Annotated in this window: 21 protein-coding genes; 10 read left to right on the top strand and 11 right to left on the bottom strand. The window is 72.8% G+C overall.

What is annotated here, in order from left to right; all coding sequences use genetic code 11:
- Positions 1 to 20 precede the first annotated feature (20 nt).
- From LZ495_RS18720 to ssd, 8 genes are all read right to left on the bottom strand, one after another.
- A complete protein-coding gene (locus LZ495_RS18720) occupies positions 21 to 371 on the bottom strand; it encodes an Rv3654c family TadE-like protein (RefSeq protein WP_235053446.1) in 351 nt (116 codons plus the stop codon).
- A gap of 32 nt (positions 372 to 403) precedes the next feature.
- Entirely contained in the window at positions 404 to 808 is a 405-nt protein-coding gene (locus LZ495_RS18715) for a TadE family type IV pilus minor pilin (protein WP_235053445.1), read from the bottom strand.
- Positions 795 to 1,133 carry a DUF4244 domain-containing protein gene (locus LZ495_RS44910; RefSeq protein WP_308268345.1) on the bottom strand — a complete coding sequence of 113 codons (339 nt, stop codon included), beginning with the start codon at positions 1,131 to 1,133 and terminating at the stop codon, positions 795 to 797. The genes LZ495_RS18715 and LZ495_RS44910 overlap by 14 nt, the downstream gene beginning before the upstream one ends.
- A gap of 395 nt (positions 1,134 to 1,528) precedes the next feature.
- Positions 1,529 to 2,302 carry a type II secretion system F family protein gene (locus LZ495_RS44905; protein WP_235053444.1) on the bottom strand — a complete coding sequence of 258 codons (774 nt, stop codon included), beginning with the start codon at positions 2,300 to 2,302 and terminating at the stop codon, positions 1,529 to 1,531.
- On the bottom strand, positions 2,290 to 2,979 hold the full coding sequence (locus LZ495_RS18700) for a type II secretion system F family protein (RefSeq protein WP_235053443.1): 690 nt from the start codon (positions 2,977 to 2,979) through the stop codon (positions 2,290 to 2,292). Before LZ495_RS18700 ends, LZ495_RS44905 begins: the two co-directional genes overlap by 13 nt.
- A 50-nt stretch (positions 2,980 to 3,029) precedes the next feature.
- Entirely contained in the window at positions 3,030 to 3,323 is a 294-nt protein-coding gene (locus LZ495_RS18695) for a hypothetical protein (protein ID WP_235053441.1), read from the bottom strand.
- A 234-nt stretch (positions 3,324 to 3,557) separates the two neighbouring features.
- Positions 3,558 to 4,700: a TadA family conjugal transfer-associated ATPase gene (locus tag LZ495_RS18690; RefSeq protein ID WP_235053439.1), complete on the bottom strand. Its 1,143-nt coding sequence runs from the start codon at positions 4,698 to 4,700 to the stop codon at positions 3,558 to 3,560.
- Positions 4,701 to 5,100: 400 nt separating this feature from the next.
- Positions 5,101 to 6,201: a septum site-determining protein Ssd gene (gene ssd / locus LZ495_RS18685; protein WP_235053437.1), complete on the bottom strand. Its 1,101-nt coding sequence runs from the start codon at positions 6,199 to 6,201 to the stop codon at positions 5,101 to 5,103.
- A gap of 788 nt (positions 6,202 to 6,989) precedes the next feature.
- On the opposite strand from ssd, the gene LZ495_RS18680 reads away from it, so the two are divergent.
- Positions 6,990 to 7,808 (top strand): HAD family hydrolase, encoded by an 819-nt coding sequence (locus tag LZ495_RS18680; RefSeq protein ID WP_372498602.1) that lies wholly within the window; start codon positions 6,990 to 6,992, stop codon positions 7,806 to 7,808.
- 406 nt (positions 7,809 to 8,214) lie between these two features.
- Here the strand turns inward: LZ495_RS18680 and LZ495_RS18675 are convergent, their stop codons facing one another.
- Positions 8,215 to 9,054 carry a Fic family protein gene (locus LZ495_RS18675; RefSeq protein WP_235053433.1) on the bottom strand — a complete coding sequence of 280 codons (840 nt, stop codon included), beginning with the start codon at positions 9,052 to 9,054 and terminating at the stop codon, positions 8,215 to 8,217.
- 194 nt (positions 9,055 to 9,248) lie between these two features.
- Between LZ495_RS18675 and LZ495_RS18670 the strand changes: the two genes are divergently transcribed.
- A complete protein-coding gene (locus LZ495_RS18670) occupies positions 9,249 to 10,232 on the top strand; it encodes an ATP-binding protein (RefSeq protein ID WP_235053431.1) in 984 nt (327 codons plus the stop codon).
- Between the two features lie 70 nt (positions 10,233 to 10,302).
- Here LZ495_RS18670 and LZ495_RS18665 read toward each other — a convergent pair whose 3' ends face one another.
- Positions 10,303 to 11,619 carry a polysaccharide deacetylase family protein gene (locus LZ495_RS18665; RefSeq protein WP_235053429.1) on the bottom strand — a complete coding sequence of 439 codons (1,317 nt, stop codon included), beginning with the start codon at positions 11,617 to 11,619 and terminating at the stop codon, positions 10,303 to 10,305.
- Positions 11,620 to 12,056: 437 nt separating this feature from the next.
- Between LZ495_RS18665 and LZ495_RS18660 the strand changes: the two genes are divergently transcribed.
- The 6 genes from LZ495_RS18660 to acs all read left to right on the top strand — a co-directional run bounded on the left by LZ495_RS18660 (position 12,057) and on the right by acs (position 22,045).
- Entirely contained in the window at positions 12,057 to 14,474 is a 2,418-nt protein-coding gene (locus tag LZ495_RS18660) for a SulP family inorganic anion transporter (RefSeq protein WP_235053427.1), read from the top strand.
- A 254-nt stretch (positions 14,475 to 14,728) separates the two neighbouring features.
- Positions 14,729 to 16,237: a DUF4331 domain-containing protein gene (locus tag LZ495_RS18655; RefSeq protein ID WP_235053425.1), complete on the top strand. Its 1,509-nt coding sequence runs from the start codon at positions 14,729 to 14,731 to the stop codon at positions 16,235 to 16,237.
- Positions 16,238 to 16,364: 127 nt separating this feature from the next.
- Positions 16,365 to 17,645: a tetratricopeptide repeat protein gene (locus LZ495_RS18650; RefSeq protein ID WP_235053424.1), complete on the top strand. Its 1,281-nt coding sequence runs from the start codon at positions 16,365 to 16,367 to the stop codon at positions 17,643 to 17,645.
- Positions 17,642 to 19,369 (top strand): nickel transporter, encoded by a 1,728-nt coding sequence (locus tag LZ495_RS18645; RefSeq protein ID WP_235053423.1) that lies wholly within the window; start codon positions 17,642 to 17,644, stop codon positions 19,367 to 19,369. The genes LZ495_RS18650 and LZ495_RS18645 overlap by 4 nt, the downstream gene beginning before the upstream one ends.
- 34 nt (positions 19,370 to 19,403) lie before the next feature.
- Positions 19,404 to 19,847 carry a hypothetical protein gene (locus tag LZ495_RS18640; RefSeq protein ID WP_235053422.1) on the top strand — a complete coding sequence of 148 codons (444 nt, stop codon included), beginning with the start codon at positions 19,404 to 19,406 and terminating at the stop codon, positions 19,845 to 19,847.
- A 227-nt stretch (positions 19,848 to 20,074) separates the two neighbouring features.
- Positions 20,075 to 22,045 (top strand): acetate--CoA ligase, encoded by a 1,971-nt coding sequence (acs, locus tag LZ495_RS18635; protein ID WP_235053420.1) that lies wholly within the window; start codon positions 20,075 to 20,077, stop codon positions 22,043 to 22,045.
- A gap of 131 nt (positions 22,046 to 22,176) precedes the next feature.
- Here the strand turns inward: acs and LZ495_RS18630 are convergent, their stop codons facing one another.
- Positions 22,177 to 22,689: a protein-tyrosine phosphatase family protein gene (locus LZ495_RS18630; protein WP_235053418.1), complete on the bottom strand. Its 513-nt coding sequence runs from the start codon at positions 22,687 to 22,689 to the stop codon at positions 22,177 to 22,179.
- A 147-nt stretch (positions 22,690 to 22,836) separates the two neighbouring features.
- Here LZ495_RS18630 and merB point away from each other — a divergent pair, with 147 nt between their 5' ends.
- Positions 22,837 to 23,508: an organomercurial lyase gene (gene merB, locus LZ495_RS18625; RefSeq protein WP_235053416.1), complete on the top strand. Its 672-nt coding sequence runs from the start codon at positions 22,837 to 22,839 to the stop codon at positions 23,506 to 23,508.
- Positions 23,509 to 23,759: 251 nt separating this feature from the next.
- A complete protein-coding gene (gene nhaA / locus LZ495_RS18620; RefSeq protein ID WP_235053415.1) occupies positions 23,760 to 25,082 on the top strand; it encodes a Na+/H+ antiporter NhaA in 1,323 nt (440 codons plus the stop codon).
- Positions 25,083 to 25,103: the final 21 nt, after the last annotated feature.

Raw genomic sequence — 25,103 nt, 5'->3', positions numbered from 1 at the left:
AGCCCGCGGGATTGCGGCGGTCAGCCCGGGCCTGCACGCGCGGGGACGCGGGAGACCCGCGACTGGCCGGCCAGGAGCGGCATGCGGGTCTCCGCGACCACGTCCGCGAACCCCGATCTCACCGTGCACGACACCAGGACTGCCCCCTGAGCCGCGGCGATCCGGCGGGCCGCCGCGCACGCCGGCCCCTGGCCCGCGTCGGCCTGCGCGGCGGCGGCCAGCGCCGCGCCATCGGCGGCGACCGCAGCCCGGTGCCGCGCCGCCGCCGCGGCACCGAACGCCAGCACCACACAGGCCAGGCACACCGGCAGCAACGCCCACACCGCGGCCCAGACCGTCGCCGACCCCCGCTCGCGATGGCCGAATCCCACCTCCTTCCCTCCTCCGGGGCGTCCCCGGAGCCTCATGGCCCCGCCGGTTCCATGGCAACAACGGCCTTATGCTCCACCGGAATTCGCAATTCCCTCCACGGTCCGGGAAGCGGAATCCCGGCGGTCACCCGGAATCTGACCGTGCCGTCGCGCACGACCGCATCGAACTGCGCCTCGCGCGGGGCGAGCCCGTGCGCGGCGGAATTCGCCGCATCCACGGATTCGCCCCGCGCAACAGCCCGCGCCCCCGCTTGCGCCGCATCGACGCACCGAATCTGGGCCGCGGCAGCCGCAATCCCGGCGACCAACCCGAGCACCAGCAGCACAAGTGCCGGAAGCACCACGGCCGTTTCCGCTGTGACGTAGCCGGCGTCCGAGCCCCGCCTGGTGAGCCAGGACCACCGGGTCTTCCGCGTCCCCCGGTCAGAACGTCGCATTGAGCGCCTTGCCGATGACCGAACTCAGCCCGGACGACACGATGTCGCTCGACACCACCTTGTAAAGCGCGGTGCTGAACGCCACGGCCGCGATCGTGCCCACCGCGTACTCCGCCGTCGACATGCCGTCCTCGCGCCGCGCCGCACGGCGCACCCGCTCCCACACGGGTCGGGCCCGGTGCATGATGCGGCGCCGGATGACGCACGGCAGCCCGGTCAGCCGGGCCGTGCCCGGACTCCCGCCCGAAGCCGGCCCGGCTCCTCCCCCGCGGTCCTCCACCTCGGCCTGCCCTCGATCCCGCGGCACGGTCTCGACGGGCCCCAAGGGCCCAGCAGGCTCAGTGGGGCGACGAGTTGCCCGATGCGCGGCGTGAGGCGGTGGCTCGGCGGGCTCGGCAGGTTCAGCAGGCTCGACGCTCCCGCCCCCAAGGCGGGCGGACCATGCCGCGGGCAGCCCCGAGGGGGCTCCCACCGTCTCAGGCACCTGCTTCGGCACACGTTCCTGCTTCGGCACCCCGATCGGCGGTGGTGGCGATGGCGGCGCTTGCCCGGATGCGATTTCCGGGTCGACGCGTACGGAGTCGCCGTCGGTCTCGGTGTGGCCCCCACTGGGCGAAGTGGCCGCAGTATCAGCCGGATTGGGCAGCCCCGGTGTCGTGGCCGCATCCGCGTTGTCGATGGTGGCGGTGCTGACGGGGTGTTCGGACATGAAGGTCCTCCTCAGGTGTGGGACAGCAGCGGGGCGGCCAGGCCGATGACGACCGGGATCACCCCGAGCAGCAGGAAGGCGGGCAGGAAGCAGACACCGAGCGGCACGGTCGCGCGTACGGCCGTGCGCCGGGCGGTGGCGGTGAGTTCACGGCGTCTCCGCTCCCGGCAGTCATCGGCGATGTCGGCGATCCGCTCGGCGAGCGGCGCACCGCCCTCGCCGGTCCGGGACAGGGCCCTCGCCAGTGGGACCAGTTCGCGCTGCTCGGCGAGCGCACCCCAGCAGCGCAACGGGTCGCCGCCCAGTCGGACAGCGGCAGCCGCGGACCGCAGTTCCTCGCCGAGCGGTCCGCCGACCGCCGTGCCGACCGCAGCCACCGCCTCGGCCGGAGCTGCCCCGGCCGTAAGGCAGGCGGACAACAGGTCGGCGGCGGTGGGCAGATCGGCCAGGATCCGGCGGTCGCGCTCGCGGTCGGCGGCCGAGACCACGCCGCGCAGCTTCCGCGCCACCAGATACCCGGCAACGGCGCCGACGGCGAGCCCCGGCAGACCGCCGACGATCAGCACAGCCGCTCCCCCGGCCGCCCCGGCCGCCGCCCGGCGCTGTATCTGCGGCGTGCGGATCCGGCGTACCGACTGCGGCACCGGGAGGTCGGCAGGCTTGCCGGCTCCCCACGCACCGCGCAGCAGGCGACGGCGGCCAGGCGGGCCGGGCAGGGCGAACCAGACCGCTCCCCCGGCCAGCACACCGGCACTTGCCAGTCCGGGCAGGGCTACGCCGTCCACGGCCCACCTCCGCGGGCGATGCGGTCGGTCCAGAGCAGCCCGAGGGCGACGAGCAGCAATCCGACCACCAGGCAGACGAATCCCGGTGCGGTGTGCAGCAGCACGTCCAGCGGCCGGGCGCCGGCGAGTTGGCCCAGCACGATGCCGAACACCGGCAGCAGGGCCAGCAATCGGGCCGTGGAGCGGGCGCCGGACAGCTCGGCGGCCGCTTCGAGGTGCCCGGCCTCTTCGGCGCGCAGTCCGGCGGCGACCCGGCCCAACGCCGCGGCGAATCCGGCGCCGCGCTCGGCTGCGATCCGCCAGCAGGCCGCGACCCGGACCAGGGAGTCCATCCCCGGCGGTCCCGCGGCGCGGTCCAGCGCCGCGGCGACGTCACCGCCGATCCGGGCCACCGCCACGGCCTCCGCGAGCCTGGCCCGGACCGGGCCGTCGACGGATTCCACCGCGGCGGCGAACGCTTCCGGCGGCTGCTGCCCGGCGCGGAGTTCGCCCACCATCGCGGTGGCCACCTCGGCCACCCCGGTCCGCAGCGCCGCGAACTCCCGTTGCGCGTCCGCTCGGACCCGCCGCCGGACCAGGAACACACCGACCGGCAGGGCCACCAGGACCGGCACCGGAGAGGATGCCGTGAAGCCGAGCATCGCGCCTCCGGCCAGCACCGGCAGCCCGACACGCACCGCCGGCAGCCGTTGCAGCGTGCCCCAAGGGACGCGCCCCGCCGCCGGATTCAGAGCGCCCGAACTGCCGCCCGGACCCAGGCTTTGGGCAGGGGAAGGCATCGAAGGGATGGATGAGGTCGACGAGGTCGAGGGCGAAGAGGTCGAAGGAGCGGGAGTTCGCGAAGGTCCGAGAACGGCAGGAGGACCAAGCGGGCCAGGATGAAGGTCGTGTCCGAGGTCTTGTCCGAAGCCGAGGTCGTGTCCGCCGCCGTGGTCGGCACGGTCATGGTCGGCACGGTCATGGTCGGCACGGTCATGGTCGGCACGGTCATGGTCGGCACGGTCATGGTCGGCACGGTCATGGTCGGCATGGTCGCGGACGGCACGGTCACCGTACGAACCGCTGTTGTGGCGGGCCGCGTTCTCGACTTGCGCCCCATCTGCACCAAAATCTCCCTTCCGGCCAGGATCGTCGGCCGGCTGATGCGAAGTGAGGTCGCGGATGCGGCCGCGCCCGCTGCGTGCGCCGGCCAGCAGGACCGCTCCGGCGGCCAGTACCGGGGCGGCGATCAGCACCGCCGGTGTGGTCGGCGCGTTCACGGCCGCCACCAGCCCGCGAGCAGGGCGGCCAGCCGGGCAAAGCCCGGACCGGTGCGCTGCGGTCCGGCGCGGTCGATCAGCACGGCCGGAACCGGGCGGACGAAGCCGCGGGCGTCCCGCTCCAGGACATGGATCTCGGCGATCCGGCGCAGGCCGTCACGATCTCGGACGAGATGCACGACGACGTCGAGGGCAGCGGCGAGTTGGCTGTGCAGCGCGTCGCGGGTCAACCCTGCGGGTGCCGCCAAGGCCTCCAGCCGGGCGGGCACGTCCGCAGCGGAGTTGGCATGAAGCGTCCCGCAGCCGCCTTCGGCCCCCGTGTTGAGCGAGGCGAGCAACTCAGTGACCTCCGCGCCGCGGACCTCGCCGACGACGATGCGGTCCGGGCGCATGCGGAGCGCCTGGCGGACCAGGTCGCGCATGGTCACCGAGCCGGCGCCCTCGATGTTCGGGGGCCGCGACTCCAGGCGGACCACGTGCGCATGCCGCGGGGTCAGCTCTGCGGAGTCCTCGACCAGCACGAGGCGTTCGGCCGGGTGTGCGGTGCCGAGAAGCGCGCCCAGCAGGGTGGTCTTGCCGGTGCCCGCGCCGCCGGTCACCAGGAACGCGGCCCGGGCCGCGACCATCGCGCGCAGCAGGTCGGCGCAGTCCGGTGGGAGCGCACCGCACGACACCAGGTCGGCCAGGGTCATGGTGGTGCGCCGCGGCACCCGCAGCGAGATGCAGGTGCCGCGTACCGCGACGGGCTTGAGGACGGCGTGCAGGCGTACGCCGTCCGGGAGCCGCGCGTCGACGTAGGGCGCGGCATCGTCCAGGCGGCGGCCGGCGCTGCCGGCGAGGCGCTGGGCGAGGCGGCGCACGGCGGCGTCGTCGGGGAAGGCCACCGCGGCGCGCTGCGGGCCTGCCCCGCGGTCCACCCACACCTCGTCGGGGGCGTTCACCAGGACGTCGGTGACGTCGGGGTCGGCGAGCAGCGGAGCGAGCAGGCCCGCGCCGACGATCTCCGCATGCAGCGCGCGGAGTACCGCGAGCACGGTCGCGTCGCCGAGCACGCGCCCTTGGGCCCGCAGGGCTTCGGCGACCGCGGCGTGGGTGGGGTCGCGGCCGTCGGCGGCGAGGTGGGCGCGCACGTCGTCCACAAGCTGTGGATCGACCTGCGGACTTGCCTGGGGGCCCGCCGGGCCGGGCGGCGCGCCGGGAACCGGTGCCCGGGGTGTCGGCGGCGCGGAGGGCATCGGGGGCCGCGCAGAGCCGCCGGCCACGGCAGGCGCGGACGAGGCGCCGGACGCCCTCAGGGATGGAACTGCCGGGCCGGGAACGGCCGCGACGGGTGCCCGGAAGGCCGGCGGCAGGGGCGGCATCGTCGGACGGGCCGGGAAGACGCCAGTGTCGGGACCGGCAGGAGTACGTGTGGGCATGGCTGTTCCTTTTCGGAGCGTCCGGAAGCGAGCCGGACAAGGCGGAGGGGAGGAATAGGTGGAAAGAGCGGAAAGAGCGAACAAGGTGGACAGCCTTCCCGCCGACGCGTGACGGCGGCCCTCAGGCCGCCTCGCTCTCCGGTTGCGGCAGTTCCTCGGCCAGGAACTCCCGGCTGAAGCGGGACAACGGGCTGCGGGGGCGGCTGCCCGGGAGTTCGCCGCGCTCGACGGCCTCGGCGAGGCCGGCCTCGTGGCGTAGTTCGCCGGCCAGCGGGAGCCCGGTGCCGGCCGCCACTTCGGCGGTGGACAGGCCCGCCGGGGACGGGCTGCGGACGACCGTGCGCAGGTCGGGGACGAGTGGGCGCATCAGTGCGGCCACTTGTGCGGCTGCGGCGATGGCGCGGAGTTCGGAGGGGACGACCAGGAGCGCGGTGTCGCATTGGGCGAGGGCCTCTTCGGCGACCTGGTCGCGGTGGCGCGGCATGTCGACCACGACGACCTCGTGGCGGCGGCGCACGGCGGCGACGATGGCGCGTATGGCGTCCTGCGGGACGGCGGTCGGGGTGCCGCGGTCCCAGGAGAGCACCGTGATGCCGTGCAGCCGGGGCAAGGCCGCGGACAGGGCGCTGCCGTCGACCCGGCCGCGGGTGCCGTGCAGGTCGGCCCAGCGGAGGCCGGTGGCGGTCTCGCCGCCGAGCAGGACGTCGATGCCGCCGCCCATCGGGTCGACGTCCACGAGCGCGGTGCGGAGCCCGCGTTGCGTCGCCGCCAGGGCCAGGGCGCAGGCCAGTGTGCTGGCTCCGGCCCCACCGCGGCCGCCGGCGACCGCGACGCTCAGCAGGGCGCCGCCGCCTTCGAGGAGGTCGGCGAACCGGTTGATCAGCCACACCTCGCCGTCCGGCAGGAAGATCACCTCGGCCGCCCCGAGCGCACCCGCGCGCTTCCACACCTCGGCGTCGTCGAGGTCGGTGCTGAGCAGGAAGGTGTCGGCGCGGCGCGGGAGTCCGCAGTGCAGCGCCTCGTCGGAGAGGTCGTCGCCGAGGATCACCAGCGGGCTCTCCGCCCAGGCGCTGCGCGCCGATCCGAGGTCGGCGCAGATGTCGGGCTCGACTCCGGCGGCCGCGCACAACCGCAGGAGTGCGTCGAGCAGCTCGGGGTCGGCGGTGACGAGGAGCGGGCCCGGCGGGTGACCGGGGCGGGGCAGGGACGGCAGAGGCAGCATGAAGGGCTCCCGAGGCGTGCGGAGGCAGCACCGCGCACGGGCGCGGCGGCATGGTCGTGAGGGGCTCGGGAGGTCGGGGGTACACAGGTGATGACACAAGGCCCATGGGCCACCCCGCCCGGAGCGGGCCTATGCGCATCGGCACGATCCGGCGGAGGCCTCCCGAAGGTCTGCAACAAGCTTCGCGCATCGGCCGGGTGCGGCCATGCGAGTGGAGCGCGGCTGTGGATAACCACGGCCTGTGGAAAACGAAATCACTCGTTCGGGGGACGGGCGGCCCGCGATCGGGCGCTAATCGGCGGACTGCCGCACGGAAATCGCAACTCCAGCAAATCCACGGGAAGTTGCCGGAAAACGCGGGAAGCCGCGACAACTCGAAAGAACCCGGAAGAGACCCGAAGAGACCCGAAGAGACCCGAAGAGACCCGAGGACACCCGAAGAAACCTGGAGAAGCCGCGGAGAAGCCGGAGAACCCGAAGAACCTGCGGAAACCCGAACGAACGGGCGCTGCGCGGCCCGGCGGCCGCAGGGCCGGGGGGTGAGCAGCCCTGCCGCGGGGTACGACCCGGGTGCCGACACGACGGCGGCACGATGACGGCAAAACGCTTCGGACAAGCGACGACCCCCGCCGGGGGGGAGAGCGGGGGTCGTCTCCACGGCCGACTCGGGGGGGGAGGAGCCGGACCGGGTTAGCACGGTCGCAGAACGATCCGTGGCTTCCAGGATGTACCCGAGAGGCTTCTCGGGCAAACCCGCGTGCCCGAGTTTACGCCGAATGGCTGCCCCTATCCTCGACTACGTGGAAAACCACGTACCGATGCGGACCGCAGCCTTCTTCGATCTCGACAAGACCATCATCGCCAAGTCGAGCGCGCTGGCCTTCAGCAGATCGTTCTACCAAGGCGGTCTGATCAACCGCCGCGCCGTGCTCAAGAGCGCCTACGCCCAGTTCGTGTTTCTCGTCGGCGGCGCCGACCACGACCAGATGGAGCGGATGCGCGAGTACCTGTCCGCGCTGTGCCGCGGCTGGGACGTCCAGCAGGTCCGGGAGATCGTCGCCGAGACCCTGCACGACCTGATCGACCCGCTCATCTACGACGAGGCCGCCTCGCTCATCGAGGAGCACCACGCGGCCGGCCGCGACGTGGTGATCGTCAGCTCGTCGGGCGCCGAAGTGGTGGAGCCCATCGGCGAGATGCTGGGCGCCGACCGGGTGGTCGCGACCCGCATGGTGGTCGAGGACGGCCGCTACTCGGGCGAGATCGAGTACTACGCCTACGCCGAGAACAAGGCCAAGGCGGTACGCGAACTCGCCGAGACCGAGGGCTACAACCTGGCCAGGTCGTACGCGTACAGCGACTCCGTCACCGACCTGCCGATGCTCGAAGCGGTCGGCCACCCCTACGTGGTCAACCCGGACCGCGGGCTGCGCCGCGAGGCCATCGCGCGCGGCTGGCCGGTGCTGAGCTTCAACCGCCCCGTGCAACTGCGCCAGCGCGTCCCGTCGTTGCCGGTGCCGTCCCGCACGGTGCTGGCGGCAACCGCGATCGGCGCGGGTGCGGCAGCCGCGGGGTTGGTCTGGTACGCGGCCAAGCGGCGTCGCTGATCGGGCGTACTGGCGTGGCTGTTCGGGCGCAGACGTACATCTGTGACGTCCGATTGATCACCTTCGACCCGAAAGGTAAAGATCTTGGGCGAGGGGTTCCCCTGACTACGGCGAACAAGTAGAAAGGGGATCAACGGCCCGCGGGACCGCCTCCGAAACGGAGTGGCGCGACACTCCAACGAGGCAGACGGCCACACGGACCGAGCACGGACATCGGGAACCCACGCGCGACCGACCCTCGTAGGGGCCGAACGCGCCGGACTTCCGGGGCTCATCCCCCGGGCCGGCCGTCATCACGGTGCACGCACTGGTACCCCGTTGTACGTGCCAAGTGGCGGCGTCCTCCCCGTGGGCGCCGCCCATTTCTTTGCCCGGGAACCGGAGATCCGCAGCCGCCGCGGCCGGTTCACATGCCGCGCATGACCGCCTCGCAGACCGCGACGCTCTCGCGCGCGCCGAGCGTGACCGCCTCCGCGCAGTGCCCGATCCAGCCCGCGACGCCTTCCGGCGTGCCGGATACGTAGCCGCGCAAAGCCTTTTCGTACGCGTCCGCGCCCAGGTCCAGATGGCCCACCTCGGGCACCACGGCGGACTTCGGGTCGAGCCCGCGCGTGATGAGCACGATGCGCTGGGCGGCGCGGGCCACCAGGCCGTTGCCCCAGACGAAGGGCTGCAGCGCGAGGATTTCGCCGTGCACGAGGGCCGCGACGACGACCGCGGGTGCCTCGCTGGGCGCCAGCAGCAGCCGGGCCAGGCCGTCCAGGCGCGCGGTGACGTCGGCGGGTCCGGGCAGCACGCCCGGGTCGGGCCGCACCGACACGTCCTCGCCGGCCAGGCGCGGGCGGCCGAGGGCGTCGGCCGGGACCACGTCCGCGGCGGCGACCATGTGCAGCCGGGCGAGCACCTGGATCGGGCTGCGCCGCCACACGTCGACGAGCGTCCCGTACTCGGCGGACAGCCGCAGCGCGCCGCCGACGATGCGGGCCTCGGGGTCGTCGGACTGCGAGTAGTCGGTACGCCGGCGGACCTCTTCGAGCGACCAGTCGGCGCCTTCGAGCGCGGCGCTCGCGCGGGCGCCGCGCAGCGCGGACTCGGCGGTGATCTCGGGGCTGCGGCGGCGCATCGTGCGGTGCCCGAGAAGTCCGTCGACCGCCTTGCGGGCGGACTCGACGGCTTCCGGCACGCCGGGCAGTGCGGCGACGGCGGCGAACGGATCCTGGCTCGGCTGTGCGGTGGCGGTGCTCACCCGGCCGACCCTACGCGCCGCGCGCCCGACCGCGCGTGCGCCCCCGCGGATACGGCGGCAGCAGTCACCGTCCGACTTGACGCGGACACGCACCGCAACCGATGATCCTTGTCGAAAACGATTGTCACTCCCGACAAGCCGGGGCGGCCCACCGCGGCCCGGCCGCACGGCACACGCACGGAAGGACCGGCCTCGTGAAGATCGCCTTCGTCGGCAAGGGCGGCAGCGGCAAGACCACGCTGTCCTCCCTCTTCGTCCGCCATCTCGGCGCGGCCCGGCTCCCGGTGCTCGCCGTCGACGCGGACATCAACCAGCACCTCGGCGTGGCCCTCGGGCTGACCGAGGAGCGCGCCGCGGCGATCCCGCCGCTCGGTGCGCACCTCACGCTCATCAAGGACTACCTGCGCGGGGACAACCCGCGCATCGGCTCGGCCGACGAGATGGTCAAGACCACGCCGCCCGGCCGGGGTTCCCGGCTGCTCCGGCTGGACGAGGACAACCCGATCTATGACGCGTGCCGGCGGCCGGTGGGCAGCTGCTGCAGCGGCATGCGGATCATGGCGACCGGCCCGTTCCAGGAGGACGACCTGGGGGTGGCCTGCTACCACTCCAAGGTCGGCGCGGTGGAGCTGATGCTCAACCACCTCGTGGACGACGCGGGCGAGTACGTGGTGGTGGACATGACGGCGGGCTCCGACGCCTTCGCCTCCGGACTGTTCACCCGCTTCGACATGACGTTCCTGATCGCCGAGCCGACCCGCAAGGGCGTCAGCGTCTACCGGCAGTACCGCGAGTACGCCCGGGACTGGGACATCTCGCTGGCCGTGGTCGGCAACAAGGTGCAGGGCCCCGACGACCTCGCCTTCCTGCGCGAGCACGTCGGCGCCGACCTGCTGACCTGGACCGGGCAGTCGGAGTTCGTGCGCGACCTGGAGAAGGGCCGCACGCCGGACTTCGCGGATCTGGAACCGGACAACCGGGCCGCGCTGGAGCGCATGCGCGAGGCGGTGGACGCCACCCACGAGCGCCGCGACTGGACGCGCTACACCGAGCAGATGGCCGAGTTCCACATCAAGAACGCGCACAGCTGGGCGAACTCCCGGACCGGCGTGGACCTGACGTCCCAGGTCGACCCCGGGTTCGTGCTCGGCCCGCAGGCGCTCGCGTCCCGGACCTGACCACGACCGGTACGCGCGAAGGGCGGGTCCGCTGCTGCGGACCCGCCCTTCATGGGCAACGAGTTGCGGCTCAGCCCTCCCGGCGCACCGGGGGAACGTACGCGGCGGAGCCGTTGGCGGCCGGCGGGGCGCCCGCGCCGCCGCCGGTGATCGCAGCCCAGTCGGCCGGCGCCTGGGCGACGCCCAGGCCCTGCAGCTTGGCGATCACGGCCGGGTCCTGCGCGTCCAGCCAGTCCACGTACTGCCGGAACGACGCGCAGCGCACGCCGTCCTTCTTGCACACCGCGCGCATCGTGTTCTCGACGGCGTTCATGTAGATGCCGCCGTTCCACGTCTCGAAGTGGTTGCCGATGACCAGCGGGGCGCGGTTGGTGGTGTACGCGCGCTCGAAGCCGCCGATGAAGAAGTCGGTGGCCTGCTTCTCGAGTGCGGGCAGCTGCGCGGCCGGGGTGTCCTTCTTGCCGTTGGTCTGCTGCATCAGGATGTTGTAGTCCATCGACAGCTGGGTCTTGCCCGACCCGGGCCAGGGCAGCGACTGCAGCGGCAGGTCCCAGATCCCGTCGACCTTCTTCGGCCACACCTGGTTGCCGCCCGGGCCGCTGGTGTCGTAGCGCCAGCCGAACTCCTTGGACGCCGCCATCAGGTTCTTCTGGCCCTCGAGGCACGGGGCGCGGCCGCCGATGAGCTCCTTCTTGTAGTCGAAGGGCAGCGACGGGATGTCGTTCCAACCGGAGTTGGTGCGCCAGTTCTGCACGAAGGAGTAGACCTGCTCGATCTCCTTCTTCCACTCCTCCACGGTCCAGCTGCCGCCGCCCTTGGCGCCGCAGAAGTGGCCGTTGAAGTGGGTGCCGATCTCGTCGCCCTCGAGCCACGACTCGCGCATCTGCACCAGAGTCGCGCGCTCGTTCTTGTCGTACAGGAAGCCGATGTCCGAGGCGCCGGGGCCGTGCCGGGGGCCGGTGTAGAGCGCCTTCTTCGACTCGGGCAGCACGTAGATGGCGGAGAGGAACATCGTCATGTACGCGTTGCTCTCGCGGGCCACCTTGCGGAAGCGCGAGACGAGGTTGACGCCGTCCATCTCGGCGGCGCCGTCCCACGAGAAGATCACGAACTGCGGGGGCTTCTCGCCCGGCTTGAGCTTTTCGGCCTTGGGCTGGTTGGGCTGCGGGCCGGTGTCGCTGGTCGAACCGTCGCCGATGGGCGTGCCCGTGCGGTCCCCGTTCGGGGACGGTGAACCGGAGGAACTGCCGGTCGGTCCGGGGCCGGAGTTCTTGGCTGCGGACGCACCCGAGTCCTTGTCGTCCCCGCTCTTTGCGAACACGACGAAGCCGATGGCGGCCAGGACCGCCACCACCACAAGGACGGCAGCGCCTCGGACAGAACGCACAGTTCACCTCAAACGTTGACGGGACCGGACGGTCCGGGGCGGATGCGGCACCACCACTTGTCCACAAACACGCACAGCGACGCCGCCCGGTTGCACCGGTACCCGGCGACCATCGCCGCATACCCGGCATTCGGTGCTGCTCACGCACCGGCCATGTGAAGCAAGACACATCACTGTAGGTGACAACTCGGCGGTCGCCCGAAGGTCACGGCTCACGCCCCGCGGATTTCTTTCACCCGTTTGAGTGGGCTTTTTACCGTTTCTAGATGAGAAACTGAAGGTAACGTAAAGACTACTTAGCGCAACCTTGGCGTTTTCGCCGCCGACTCCCCCTGCCCACAAGGCACCCCACTCGGCCACCCGCCAGCCCCGCCTGACCAACTGTTCGCCCGGCCCGCAAAGCCGGCGTCAGCTGACCACCCGGAGGAGACGGGACCATGCCCCTCCCTGCGTCCGCGCCCACACCCCGACCGCCCGGGCCGACCCCGCCCGAGCCGTCCCCCCGCGATCCCCGCAGTCCCCGCAGTTCTCCAAGCACCCGCTTCACCCGCAGTCCCCGGTTCCGCGCCAAGCGGGCCGCGTTCGGGCACGACCTGGGCGCCTCGCTCGTCGTGTCCCTCATCGCCATCCCGATGTCCCTGGGCATCGCCCTCGCCGCCGGCGCCCCGCTCACCGCGGGCATCATCGCCGCGGTCGTGGGCGGCATCCTGGTCGGCACCCTGGGCGGCGCCCCGCTGCAGATCAGCGGCCCGGCGGCCGGCCTGACCGTGGTGGTGGCCGGCCTGGTGGGCACCTACGGGTGGCGCGTCACCTGCGCGATCACCGTGCTGGCCGGCGTCCTCCAGGTGCTCCTCGGCCTCGCCAGGGTGGCCCGCGCGGCCCTCGCGCTGTCCCCGGCGATCGTGCACGGCATGCTCGCCGGCATCGGCATCGTCATCGCCATCGCGCAGTTCCACGTCGTGCTCGGCGGCTCGCCGCAGAGCGCCGCGCTGGACAACCTGCGCGAACTCCCGGGCCAGTTCGCCGCGCTGCGCGCGCCCGAACTGACCATCGGCCTGCTGACCGTGGCCGTGCTGCTGGCCTGGCCGCTGCTCCCGGCCCGGCCGAGCGCCCTGCGCCGGCTGCCCGCCCCGCTGGTCGCGGTGGGCCTGGCCACGCTGGTGGCCGTGCTGCTGGACATGCCGGTCGCGCGCGTCGACCTGCCGGGCACCGTCCTGACGTTGCCCGCGCTGCCCACCGGGTACGGCTGGGCCGGACTGCTCACCGCGGTGGTCACCGTGGCGGTGGTCGGCGGCGTCGAATCGCTCCTGTCCGCGGTGGCCACCGACCGCATGCGGCCCGGCCGGTCCGCCGACCTGGACCGCGAACTCGCCGCCCAGGGGCTCGGGAACGTCGTATCCGGCCTGGCCGGCGGCTTCCCGGTGTCGGGCGGTGCAATCCGCTCCACCGCCAACATCCGGGCCGGGGCGGTCACCCGTACCGCCACCGTGCTGCACGGCTTCTGGGTGCTGCTGTTCGCCGGCCTGTTGGCCGGGTTCGTGCAGCGCATCCCGCTGGCCGCGCTGGCCGCGCTGGTCATGGTCGTCGGCATGCAGATGGTCAACCGCGCGCACATCCGGCACGTGCACCGGCACCGCGAGTTCCCGGCGTACGTCGCCACCGTGGCCGGCGTCGTGTTCGCAGGCGTCCTCGAAGGCGTGGCGCTCGGCGTCGTCGCCGCCGTGGTGATGGCGCTCGTCCGGCTCGGCCGCAGCACCGTGCACACCTACGAGCGCGACGGCGCGCTGCACGTGGAAGTGCACGGCTCGCTCAGCTTCCTGTCGGTGCCGCGGCTGTCGCGCATCCTGGACCGCCTGCCGCCCGGCGAGCACGTGGTCCTCGACCTCACCGTCGACTACCTCGACCAAGCCGCGTTCGAGGCCGTGCACTCGTGGCGGACCGGATACGTCGCGGGCGGCGGCCAGGTGGAGATCGAGGAGATCCACGACGACCACTACGTGCGCGCCGCCGAAGGCCAGCCCGGCTCGGGACGCGTCGGACCCACCCCGTCCGCACGCTGGTTCGCCCCGTGGTGGCACTGGCAGCGGCTGCACCCGCGCCGCGGCCGCCCGCCCGCGCACCCGCTGGTGGCCGGCACCCGGGAGTTCCAGCTGCGCACCGCACCCCTGGTCCAGCCGTTCCTGGAGCGCCTCGCCCTCGAAGGGCAGAACCCCGCCCAGCTGTTCATCACCTGCGCGGACTCGCGCATCGTGCCGAACCTCATCACCGCGAGCGGCCCCGGCGACCTGTTCACGGTCCGCAACGTCGGCAACCTCGTGCCGCTGCACCTGGTCGCCGACCCGGGCGACGACTCGGTGGGCGCCGCGATCGAGTACGCGGTCTCGGTGCTCGGCGTCCGCAGCATCACCGTCTGCGGGCACTCCGGGTGCGGTGCCATGCAGGCGCTGCTCGACTCCACCGCCCCGGCGGCGGGCGGCGAGGGCGCCCACGGCGTCCCGGACAACACCCCGCACCTGCGGCGCTGGCTGGCCAACGGGCGCGCCAGCCTGGACCGGTTCGCCGCGCGCCCGGCCCCCACCCTGTCCGGCTACGCGCCGCCGCCCGTCGAGCAGCTGTGCCTCACCAATGTGCTGCAGCAGCTCGACAACCTGCTCGGCCACCCGGTCGTGCACCGTGCCGTCGAGGACCGGCAACTCCGGCTCTTCGGACTGTACTTCGATCTGGCATCCGCCCAGATGTACGTGCACGACGCCGCCACCGGGCGCTTCGAACCGGTGGACGCGCCAGGCGGCGACGAAGCCGAACAGGCCGGTCCGCCCGCCCTGGAGCAGGAATTCGAGGCCGCCCCGGCCTGATCCGGTCCGGTCCGGTCCAGCCTGATCCAGGCTGGACCGGTCTGCTCCGAACCCCTCTGGGCTGCTCCGGAAAGAAGTTCGAAGTCCCGCCCAACCTCCGGGCGTTCCGCTCCGAAACAGGGGTGGACACAGACCGCCACAACGAGACGTCTGCAGGCGTCGTGGCGGTGCACCGGGGACCCGGTCCGCACCGACAAATCCGCGCCCGCCCGACCGGCGGGCGCGGAGCCGTCCCAGGACCGAAGGGCACTGCCATGACCCGTACGAACGGCCACGCCTCCACGGCGGCGGCCGCCACCGCACTCCCGGGCCCGCGCCCGGGCCGGCGCCGCCGGACCACGCCGGCCGTCGCCCTGCTCGGCGCCGGCGCCTTCCTGGCCACCGCCACTCTCGCGTTCCCCGGCCTGGACCGGGCCGGGGCGTCCAGCCACCGCGAGGCGCCGCTCATCGCGACCAGCCCGCAGCTGGACAACACCGACGTCTACGCGTTCGTCAGCCCGGACCGGACGGACACCGTCACCCTGGTGGCGAACTTCGTGCCGTTCCAGGAGCCGAACGGCGGGCCGAACTTCTACCCGTTCGCCGCGGACGCCCGCTACAACCTCAACGTCGACGCGGACGGCGACGGCAAGCCGGACGTGACGTACCGCTTCACCTTCAAGAACCAGGACAAGCGCGGTACCAGCACGTTCCTCTACAACAACGGGCCGGTCACCTCCCTCGACGACGAGAACCTGCTGTTCCGGCAGACCTACACGGTCGAGGAGATCCGCCCCGGCAAGAGCTCGCGCGTGCTCGTCGACAACGCAGTGGCCGCCCCGTCCAACGTGGGCAAGGCCTCGATGCCGAACTACCAGGCACTGCGCGACGCAGCGCTCACCGACGTGCCGGGCGGCGGCCGCGTCTTCGCGGGCCAGACCGAGGACCCCTTCTTCCTCGACCTGCGGGTCTTCGACCTGCTCTACGGCGGCGACCTGTCCGAGGTCGGCCAGGACACCGTGGCCGGGTACAACGTCAACACCATCGCCCTGCAGCTGCCCAAGAACACCCTGGCGCTGAACGGCGATGCGGCGCGCAACCCGGTCATCGGGGTGTGGAGCACCACCGAGCGCCGCGGCTTCGACATCGTCACCGAGGACGGCAAGAACCGCGACTGGGGCAAGTACATCCAGGTCTCCCGGCTCGGCAACCCGCTGGTCAACGAGGTCGTGGTGCCCGCCGCGCTGAAGGACCGCTTCAACGCGCTGACGCCCGACCAGGACGCCAAGGTCCCGCAGTTGGTGGACCGGGTGAAGAACCCCGAGGTGCCGCAGCTGATCGAGAAGATCTACGGCCTCAAGGCCCCGGCGACGCCGCGCGACGACCTGGTGGAGATCTTCCTGACCGGCATCGCGAACGCGGCCGGCGGACCCATCAAGGCCGACCTCAACTCGCAGCTGCTCAACAAGGACGTGGACCCGAAGAAGTTCGTGCCCGCCGAAGAGCTGCGGCTCAACATGTCCGTCCCGCCCGCGGCCAAGCCCAACCGGCTCGGCGTGCTGGGCGGCGACCTGGCCGGATTCCCGAACGGGCGCCGGCTCTCCGACGACGTCGTGGACATCGAACTCCAGGCCCTGGAAGGCGCCGCGGTCACCGGCAAGCTCGTGCCCGCGCTCGCCAAGGGCGACATGGTCGACGTCAACAACAAGAACTTCGGCGCCGCCTTCCCCTATGTGGGATTGCCGGAGTACTGGGCGGTCAACCGCGCCCTGCCGAAGGGCTGAGCGCAGCCGGACGGTACCCGCACAAGTACGGCACGGCATGTACGACCACGCGGTCCTGGACCGGACCCGGGGCACTCCCCCGGGTCCGGCGACCGCCCGTCAGCCCGTCGGCTCTGGGGGATCCACCATGAACAAGCACGCGACCGCCCGGCTGGCGGCGGCCTTGGCAGCCGCCGCGGCCCTGCTCGTCGGCGTACCCGCGCTGGTCGCGCTGCCGGACCGGGGTTCCGCGGCGGCACCCGCGGCCGCGGTGCCGGCCGCACCGGACGCCGCCTCCGGGCGCGGCTCGCTCGCCGCCGTGATCGCGGCCGCACAGCAGAAGCTGCGTACCCGGCCCGACGATGCCCGTGCGCTCGCCACCTTGGGCGCGGCGTACGTCGAGCAGGCGCGGGTGACCGGCGACCCGACCTACTACCCGCGCGCGCAGCAGGCGCTCGACCGGGCGCTGGCCGGCTCGGTTCCCGGCGACGCGGCGTACGCGCCCGCGCTCGCCGCACAGGCCGCGCTCGCCAACGCCCGTCACGACTTCGGCCCCGCCCGCGACTTCGCCGCGCGCGCCGCAGCCGCCGAGCCCTACAGCGCCACTGCTTACGGCGCACTCGCCGATGCGCTCACCCAACTCGGCGCCGCGGCCGAGGCCACCGCGGCCGTCCAGCGGATGCTCGACCTGCGGCCCTCGGTCGCGGCGTTCACGCGGGCCGGATACGACCTGGAACTGCGCGGCGACCTGGCCGGGGCGCAGGCCGCCTTGCAGCGCGGCCTGGACCTGGCCGCTTCACCGGACGAGGTCGCATACTGCCACCGCTACCTGGCCGAACTCGCCCGTCGGCAGGGTGATCCGGCGGCTGCCGTAAGGCACTTCGACGCGGGGCTTGCCGCCGTTCCCGGCGACCCCGCGCTGCGGGCCGGGCGCGGCGCCGCACTGGCCGCGCTGCCCGGCGGCGCGGCCCGCGACCAGGCCCTCGCCGAGTACGCGGCCGCGACCGCTGCCCTGCCGGTCCCGCAGTTCCTCGCCGAGTACGGCGAACTGCTCGAATCCGCCGGCCGAGCGGATGAGGCCCGGGCGCAATACGACCTGTCTGCAGCGTCGTTCGCGCTCCTCGAAGCCAACGGGGCCGGCGACGACCTGGCCCGCGCCCAGTTCGAGGCCGACCACGGCGACCCCGCCGAGGCGCTGCGCCGTGCCGAGGCCGAGTGGGGCCGCCGGCAATCGGTCTTCACCGCCGACGCGCTCGCCTGGGCCCTGCACCGCAACGGCCGCGATGCAGAAGCCGTCGGTTATGCGCGCCGCGCCCTCGCGGACGGCTGGCGCGACCCGGTTCCGGTCCGGCACCTGGCCGAGATCGAACGGGCGCTGTCCGCCACGGGCGCGCCCCCGGTTGCCGCAACTCCCGGAGGTGCGTCGTGAAGTCGCGTACGAGGCAGCGCATCGGCGCGGTGCTCGGCGCTGCCGCCCTGACCGCGGTCGCGCAGGCCGGCGTCGGGGCACCGGCCGCCGAAGCCCACCCGCTGGGCAACCTGAGCGTGAACCAGTACCACGGGCTGACCGTGCGGCCGGACCGCGTCGACGACTTCGCGGTGCTCGACCTCGCCGAGATCCCGACCCGCCAGGAACGCGACCGCATCGACGGCGACCGGGACGGCACGGCGTCGGCCGCCGAGCTGGCCGCGTACGCCGCGGACTCTTGCGGACGCGTGGCCCGCGACCTGCGGATCACCGTCGACGGCCGGGCTTCGGTGTGGACCGTGACCGGGGTGCGCGCGGAACAGCAGCCGGGCAGCGGAGGATTGCCGACCACGCGCGTCGAATGCCGGCTGAGCGCGGCCGCGGCGCTGGACCGGCCCGCCCGGCTGGCGGTCTCCTCGCACCACCTCGCCGACCGGGTCGGCTGGCGGGAGTTCACCGCGGTGGGCGAGGGCGTCGCCCTGCCACTGGATGCGGCGCCGCGGGCCAGCACGAGCGGTGAGCTGCGCAACTACCCGACGGATCTTCTGTCGTCGCCGCTCGACCGGCGTTCCGTCGAGCTGGACGTACGGCCCGGCACCGACGCCGCCCCGGCCGGGGCGCGTGTGTCGACGCCGGAGGACTCGGTGCTCCCGGGCTTCGTGGCCGATGCCTACGACGCGGTCCAGGAAACCTTCGACGACCTCGTCGGCGCGGACGACATCACCGTCGGCGCCGGGCTGGCCGCGGTGCTCCTGGCCCTGCTGCTGGGTGCCTCGCACGCCGCACTTCCCGGGCACGGGAAGACCGTGATGGCCGCCTACCTGGCCTTGCGCAATGCGGACGGGCGCCGGCAGGGCGTGCGCGACGCGGTCATGGTCGGCGCCACGGTGACGCTCACGCACACCGCAGGGGTGCTGGCGCTGGGGCTGGCGTTGACCGCGTCGGCGTCGCTCACCGGCGAGTCGGTGCTGGCCTACCTGGGTGCCGCGAGCGGCATCCTGGTCGCCGCGGTCGGGGTGACGCTGCTGCGTGCGGCATTGCGGGGCACCGGCTTCGTGCACGGACACACCCACGAACACGGCCACGCGCACTCGCACGAGCACGGCCACGGGCACTCGCACGAGCACGGGCACGGGCACGGGCACGGGCACGGGCACGAACACGCCGGTCGCGAGCTTGTGTCGGCGGCCGCAACCGCCTTCCCCGGCACGGGTCACGGCCACCCGCACCCGCACGCCCATGCCCACCCGGGCACCCACGGGCCGGGGCATGAGCACGAGCACGACCACGCGCACACCCACACGCACCACCACGGCCCGGCCGACGGCCCACCCCCGCGCCGCCGCGTGCTCGTCGGCATGGGCATCGCCGGCGGGCTCGTCCCCAGCCCGTCCGCGCTGGTCGTGCTGCTCGGCGCCATCGCCCTCGGCCGCACGGCATTCGGCGTGCTGCTGGTCCTCGCGTACGGACTCGGCATGGCCGCGGTGCTGACCGCCGCCGGACTGCTGCTGGTCCGCGTACGCGACCGGGTGCGGCGCGGGGCCGTCTCCGGGCGTGCCGCACTCCTGGCCAAGGCCGCGCGGCCGGTCCTGCGCCGCACCCCTGTCCTCACCGCCCTTTTCGTGGTCGCCGTCGGGCTGGTCCTTGCCTGGCGCGGCCTGTCCGCACCTGCCGCCTTCGGCTGACCGCCGAGCACCCAGTTCCCGAGGGGGAATCGCCATGCGCACCACCACGACCCGGACGTCCGGGCGACGGCTCGCCGTCTGCGCCGCCGCCGTGCTCTTCGTCCTGACCGCCTGCTCCGGCGGAGGCGGGGACAAAAAGGGGTCCGCCCAGCCGGGCGGCGGAGGGGCCTTCGCCCCCGCCCCGGCGTCCGCAACCTGCCAGGAGCACCAGTCGCAGGACCCGGGCGCCGACTACACCTCCGCCGAGGAAGGCGACACCGCCAAGGTCTTCGAGCTGCTGCGGCACTACACGGCCAACGGCCTCAAGCCGTACTGCGACGGGAAGGGGCCGACCGCGCTGGACAAGACCTGGGCCGAGCTGTTCCTCGGCTTCGGTGCGGACCCCGCCTTGATCGCCCCGGAGCTGGGCGGCAATGGGCAGCCGCCCGGGGAGCCGATGGAGGACCCGGAGGCAGCAGAGGCGCCTGCCGCAGGCTGACCGCGTCCGCCCGACCGTCCCCGCGCGCACTCACGCGTTCACCCGGACGGCCGGACCGTGTCGCGCGTCTCATCCGGGGCCGCGGCCGTCCGGTCGCCGGGTACCTGCACACCCTCCGAAGAGGTCTAAACCAATTACGGATGGCCTCTTGTCAGCCCCGCCCGGTCACTGATTCGCTACAGGCGATAGAAGATGTCACGCAAAGTCTGCACGACGGAGGAAAACGCGTGAGTGACGCAGCCGAGAACCGCGAGGCACTGTCCAACCTGCTCAAAGAGGAGCGCCGCTTCGCTCCGCCCGCCGCGCTCGCCGCCTCGGCCAACGTCACGGCCGCCGCGTACGAGCAGGCCGCCGCCGACCGCCTGGGCTTCTGGGCCGAGCAGGCCGCCCGGCTGGACTGGGCGACCGCGCCCACCGAGACCCTGGACTGGTCGAACGCGCCGTTCGCCAAGTGGTTCGCGGACGGCAAGCTGAACGTCGCGTACAACTGCGTGGACCGGCATGTCGAGGCCGGCCTCGGCGACCGGGTCGCGATCCACTGGGAAGGCGAGCCCGGCGACAGCCGCACCATCACCTACGCCGAGCTGCAGCGCGAGGTGTCGAAGGCCGCGAACGCGCTCACCGGGCTGGGCGTGCAGGCCGGCGACCGGGTGGCGATCTACCTGCCGATGATCCCCGAGGCGGTCTTCTCGATGCTCGCCTGCGCGCGCATCGGCGCCCCGCACTCGGTCGTGTTCGGCGGCTTCTCCGCGGACGCGGTCTCGTCGCGCATCCAGGACGCCGACGCCCGCGTGGTCATCACCGCGGACGGCGGCTACCGCCGCGGCAAGGCGTCCGCGCTCAAGCCCGCGATCGACGACGCCCTGGCGTCCTGCCCGGACGTGCGCAACGTCCTCGTGGTCCGCCGCACCGGCGAGGACGTGGCCTGGACCGAGGGCCGCGACGTCTGGTGGCACGAGCTCGTCGACGCGCAGCCGGAGACCCACACCCCCGAGGCGTTCGAGGCCGAACACCCGCTCTTCATCCTCTACACCTCCGGCACCACGGGTAAGCCGAAGGGCATCCTGCACACCTCCGGCGGCTACCTCACCCAGGCGTCCTACACCCACCACGCGGTCTTCGACCTCAAGCCGGAGACCGACGTCTACTGGTGCACCGCGGACATCGGCTGGGTCACCGGGCACTCGTACATCGTGTACGGGCCGCTCTCCAACGGCGCCACCCAGGTCATGTACGAGGGCACCCCGGACACCCCGCACCAGGGCCGCTGGTGGGAGGTCGTGCAGAAGTACGGCGTCACGATCCTCTACACCGCGCCCACCGCGATCCGCACCTGCATGAAGTGGGGCGACGACATCCCCGCCAAGTTCGACCTGTCGTCGCTGCGCGTGCTCGGCTCGGTCGGCGAGCCGATCAACCCCGAGGCGTGGATGTGGTACCGCAAGAACATCGGCGGCGACCGCGCCCCGATCGTCGACACGTGGTGGCAGACCGAGACCGGCGCGATGATGATCAGCCCGCTGCCCGGCGTCACCGAGACCAAGCCCGGCTCGGCGATGCGCCCGCTGCCCGGTATCGCGGCCGACGTCGTGGACGACAACGCCGCGTCGGTGCCGAACGGCGGCGGCGGCTACCTCGTGCTCACCGAGCCGTGGCCGTCCATGCTGCGCACCATCTGGGGCGACGACGAGCGCTTCAAGGACACCTACTGGTCGCGCTGGGACGGGCTGTACTTCGCGGGCGACGGCGCCAAGAAGGACGAGGACGGCGACATCTGGCTGCTCGGCCGTGTCGACGACGTCATGCTCGTCTCCGGCCACAACATCTCGACCACCGAGGTCGAGTCGGCGCTCGTGTCGCACCCCAAGGTCGCCGAATCGGCGGTCGTCGGCGCCGCGGACCCGACCACCGGCCAGGCCATCGTGGCGTTCGTGATCCTGCGCGGCTCGGCCGCCGACGACGCGGGCGTGGTCGACGAGTTGCGCAACCACGTGGGCGCGACGCTCGGCCCGATCGCCAAGCCGAAGCGCGTCCTCATCGTGCCCGAGCTGCCCAAGACGCGGTCCGGCAAGATCATGCGCCGGCTGCTCCGCGACGTCGCGGAGAACCGCGAGCTGGGCGACGTCCAGACGCTGACCGACGCCTCGGTCATGGACCTGATCCAGACGAAGCTGCCGTCGGCGGCCTCGGAGGACTGAGCCGCCCGGCAAGCGACACGCCGCGGGCCCGGCCGGAGCGATCCGGCCGGGCCCGTCGGCCTGTTGCGGTCCAGAGATGTTGCGGTGCAGAGATACGGAAAGGGTCAGGAGACGGATGCCGGGCGGCCCCTTCAGGCCGACTCCTCCAGCCCGGTGAGCAGCCGGGCCACCGCAAGTCCGGTGTCCAGGTAGTCGACGAACACGTCGTTGTTGAGCGCGAACGGCGAGCGCCGCTCGCGGATTATCTTCACCGCGGTGGGGGCGTCGTAGCCCAGCTCGACCAGCACCTGCGCGACCACCAGGCCGGAGCGGTTGTAGCCGGAGTGGCAGCGCACCAACGTGCGGCGCCCGTCCCGCAGTCCCTGCCCGACGACGGCCGCCATCTCCTCGACGACCGCTATCTGCACGGGACTGAGCGGGTCGTCCGGTATCGCGGTGCAGTGGTGCTCGATGCCCTGGTTCGGGCCGTGCCCCTCGGCCGCGTACAAACTGACGACCAGATCGAACTGATTGCGTACGACGGCGGGTTCGTAGGCCCCATGCATCGTGCGGTAGTAGTGCCCGCCCATCCACAGGTTGTGGATGATCTCGTTCCACGGACTGTCCGGCCCCGGTACCTTGCGATCCTTCCCGCGGCTCTTCACAGCGTCTCCCCTCGCGTCCGGCCCGTCCGCGACGCTACCCGGGCGCACGCGCCCGGACGAGGGAAAAACCGGGGCGACCTGCGGCCGTCCGGCCGAGGACCGGGCGATCCTGGGCTTCGGCGCATATTGCGGGGCAGAATCCGGGACATGACGCCGGACTCCGAGGCACTGCGGCTGGCCGTCTACGACTCGTTCGCGACGACCGGCCGCGCGCCCACCCCCGCCGAACTCGCCCTGCGCCTCGCGGCGCCCGAAGACTCCGTGCGCCGCGGGCTGCGCGCCCTGCACGAGCAGCGCCATGTGGTGCTGGACGCCGGCGATCGCATCGTGATGGCCCACCCGTTCTCGTCCGTCCCTCTCGGGTTCTCGGTCATGGGCGCGCACACCTTGTGGTGGGGCGGCTGCGCCTGGGACGCGTTCGCGATCCCGCACCTGGTCGGCGGCGAGCCCGAGGTCCTGGTGGCGACCCGCTGCCCGGGCTGCGGCGCGCCGCTCGCCTGGGTGGTGGGCCGGGACGCCCCACCGCCCGGCGGGCACGTCGCGCACTTCCTGGTGCCGGCCGCGCACATGTGGGACGACGTCGTCCACACCTGCGGAAACCAGCGGCTCTTCTGCCGCCGCCGGTGCGTCGACGCCTGGCTCAAGGCCACCGGCGGCACCCCCGGGTACGTCATGGACCTGCCGACGCTGTGGCAGCTGGCCCGCGGCTGGTACGCCGGGCGCCTGGACCCGGACTACCGGCGCCGCGAACCGGCCGAGGCCGCCGCGTACTTCCGCGAGGCCGGCCTCGAAGGCCCGTTCTGGGGCCTGCCCGAGTAGCACGGTTTTCGGTGGCCGGCCCGATACCCGGACATTTCTTGTCGTTACACTGACGGGGTCGGGGCAGCCTCCGCGCGCCCGCATTCCGGTGCGGCGAGGGGGCACGGGCGCCCGATGCTCCAAGGGTCTCCTTCGCCCGGAGGCACGCCGGGAAGCCTGGTCGGCACAGGTGCGCACCGCGCATCTGCCTGTTTTGTCCGCAGCGCAGCGCGGTATACGCCTGCGAGCCGTCCGACCAGGAGGACCCCTTCGTGCGTTCCGCCATCCGCCGTACCTTCCTGCGGCGGCCGTCCACCCTCGCCGAGCGGAACTTCGTCGCGGACGCGCTGCGCACCGAGACGGTCGGCGGCGCGCTGCTCCTGATCGCCGCGGTCATCGCGCTGATCTGGGCGAACTCGGGGTGGAGCAGTGCCTACGAGGACCTGAAGAACTACACGGTGGGCCCCGAGGCCCTGCACCTGAACCTCTCGCTGGGCGCCTGGGCCTCGGACGGCCTGCTCGCGATCTTCTTCTTCGTGGCCGGCATCGAGCTCAAGCGCGAACTGGTGGTCGGCGAGCTGCGCACCCCGTCGGCGGCCGCCCTCCCGGTGATCGCCGCGGTGTGCGGCATGGCGGTGCCGGCGCTGTTCTACTTCGCGGTCAACGCGGGCGGCGACTCGCTCGAAGGCTGGGCGATCCCGACCGCCACCGACATCGCGTTCGCGCTGGCGGTGCTCGCGGTCATCGGCACGAACCTGCCGTCCGCGCTGCGCGCCTTCCTGCTCACCCTGGCCGTGGTGGACGACCTGCTGGCCATCATGGTCATCGCGGTCTTCTACACCGAGGACGTGAACTTCGCCGCCCTCGGGATCGCCGCGGCCGGCCTCGTGGTCTTCTACCTGATGCAGCGTCACCGGGTGCGCGGCTGGTGGTTCTACCTGCCGCTCGCGCTGGCGATCTGGACGCTGATCCACGAGAGCGGCGTGCACGCCACGGTCGCGGGTGTCGCGATGGGCCTGCTGATGCGGGTGCTGCCGGACGAGGACGAGAAGACCTCGCCCGCCGAGCACTTGGAGCATGTGGTCCGGCCCATCTCGGCCGGTTTCGCGGTCCCGGTGTTCGCGCTGATGTCGGCCGGCGTGGCGGTCTCCGCATCCGCACTGGCCGACGTCTTCACGCACCGCATGCCGCTCGGCATCGTGATCGGCCTGGTGGCGGGCAAGGCGATCGGCATCTTCGGCGGCACCTATCTGGCCGCCCGGTTCACCCGCGCGGAGCTCAACGAGGACCTGGCCTGGGCCGACGTCCTCGGCCTGGCGATGCTGGCCGGCGTCGGGTTCACCGTGTCGCTGCTGATCAGCGAACTGGCCTTCGAGGGCGAGGCGGGGATGACCGACCAGGCCAAGGCCGCGGTCCTGGTCGGCTCGCTGCTCGCCGCGGTGCTCGCCTCGGTCCTGCTGCGGATAAGGAACAACAAGTACCGCGCGCTCGTCGCGGAAGAGGACCGCGACGACGACGGGGACGGCATCCCCGACATCTACCAGCAGGACGCCGACGCGGCCCGGCAGGAGAAGCTGCGGCACCTCGACGGCTGACCCCGCAGCCTCCCGCTCCCG

Source organism: Yinghuangia soli (genome assembly GCF_021502675.1).
Classification (GTDB): Bacteria; Actinomycetota; Actinomycetes; order Streptomycetales; family Streptomycetaceae; genus Yinghuangia; species Yinghuangia soli.
Note: the sequence above shows the minus strand (reverse complement) of the source record. Positions and strands in the feature narration are given on the sequence as shown.

What these genes read in the sequence shown, in the direction of transcription:
- LZ495_RS18640 (WP_235053422.1), top strand. Translation starts at nt 19,404, where the DNA reads ATGCGCACCACCACGACCCGGACGTCCGGGCGACGGCTCGCCGTCTGC.
- ssd (WP_235053437.1), bottom strand. Translation starts at nt 6,201, where the DNA reads ATGCTGCCTCTGCCGTCCCTGCCCCGCCCCGGTCACCCGCCGGGCCCG.
- LZ495_RS18715 (WP_235053445.1), bottom strand. Translation starts at nt 808, where the DNA reads ATGCGACGTTCTGACCGGGGGACGCGGAAGACCCGGTGGTCCTGGCTC.
- LZ495_RS18650 (WP_235053424.1), top strand. Translation starts at nt 16,365, where the DNA reads ATGAACAAGCACGCGACCGCCCGGCTGGCGGCGGCCTTGGCAGCCGCC.
- LZ495_RS18695 (WP_235053441.1), bottom strand. Translation starts at nt 3,323, where the DNA reads ATGACCGTGCCGACCATGACCGTGCCGACCATGACCGTGCCGACCATG.
- LZ495_RS18655 (WP_235053425.1), top strand. Translation starts at nt 14,729, where the DNA reads ATGACCCGTACGAACGGCCACGCCTCCACGGCGGCGGCCGCCACCGCA.
- LZ495_RS18660 (WP_235053427.1), top strand. Translation starts at nt 12,057, where the DNA reads ATGCCCCTCCCTGCGTCCGCGCCCACACCCCGACCGCCCGGGCCGACC.
- merB (WP_235053416.1), top strand. Translation starts at nt 22,837, where the DNA reads ATGACGCCGGACTCCGAGGCACTGCGGCTGGCCGTCTACGACTCGTTC.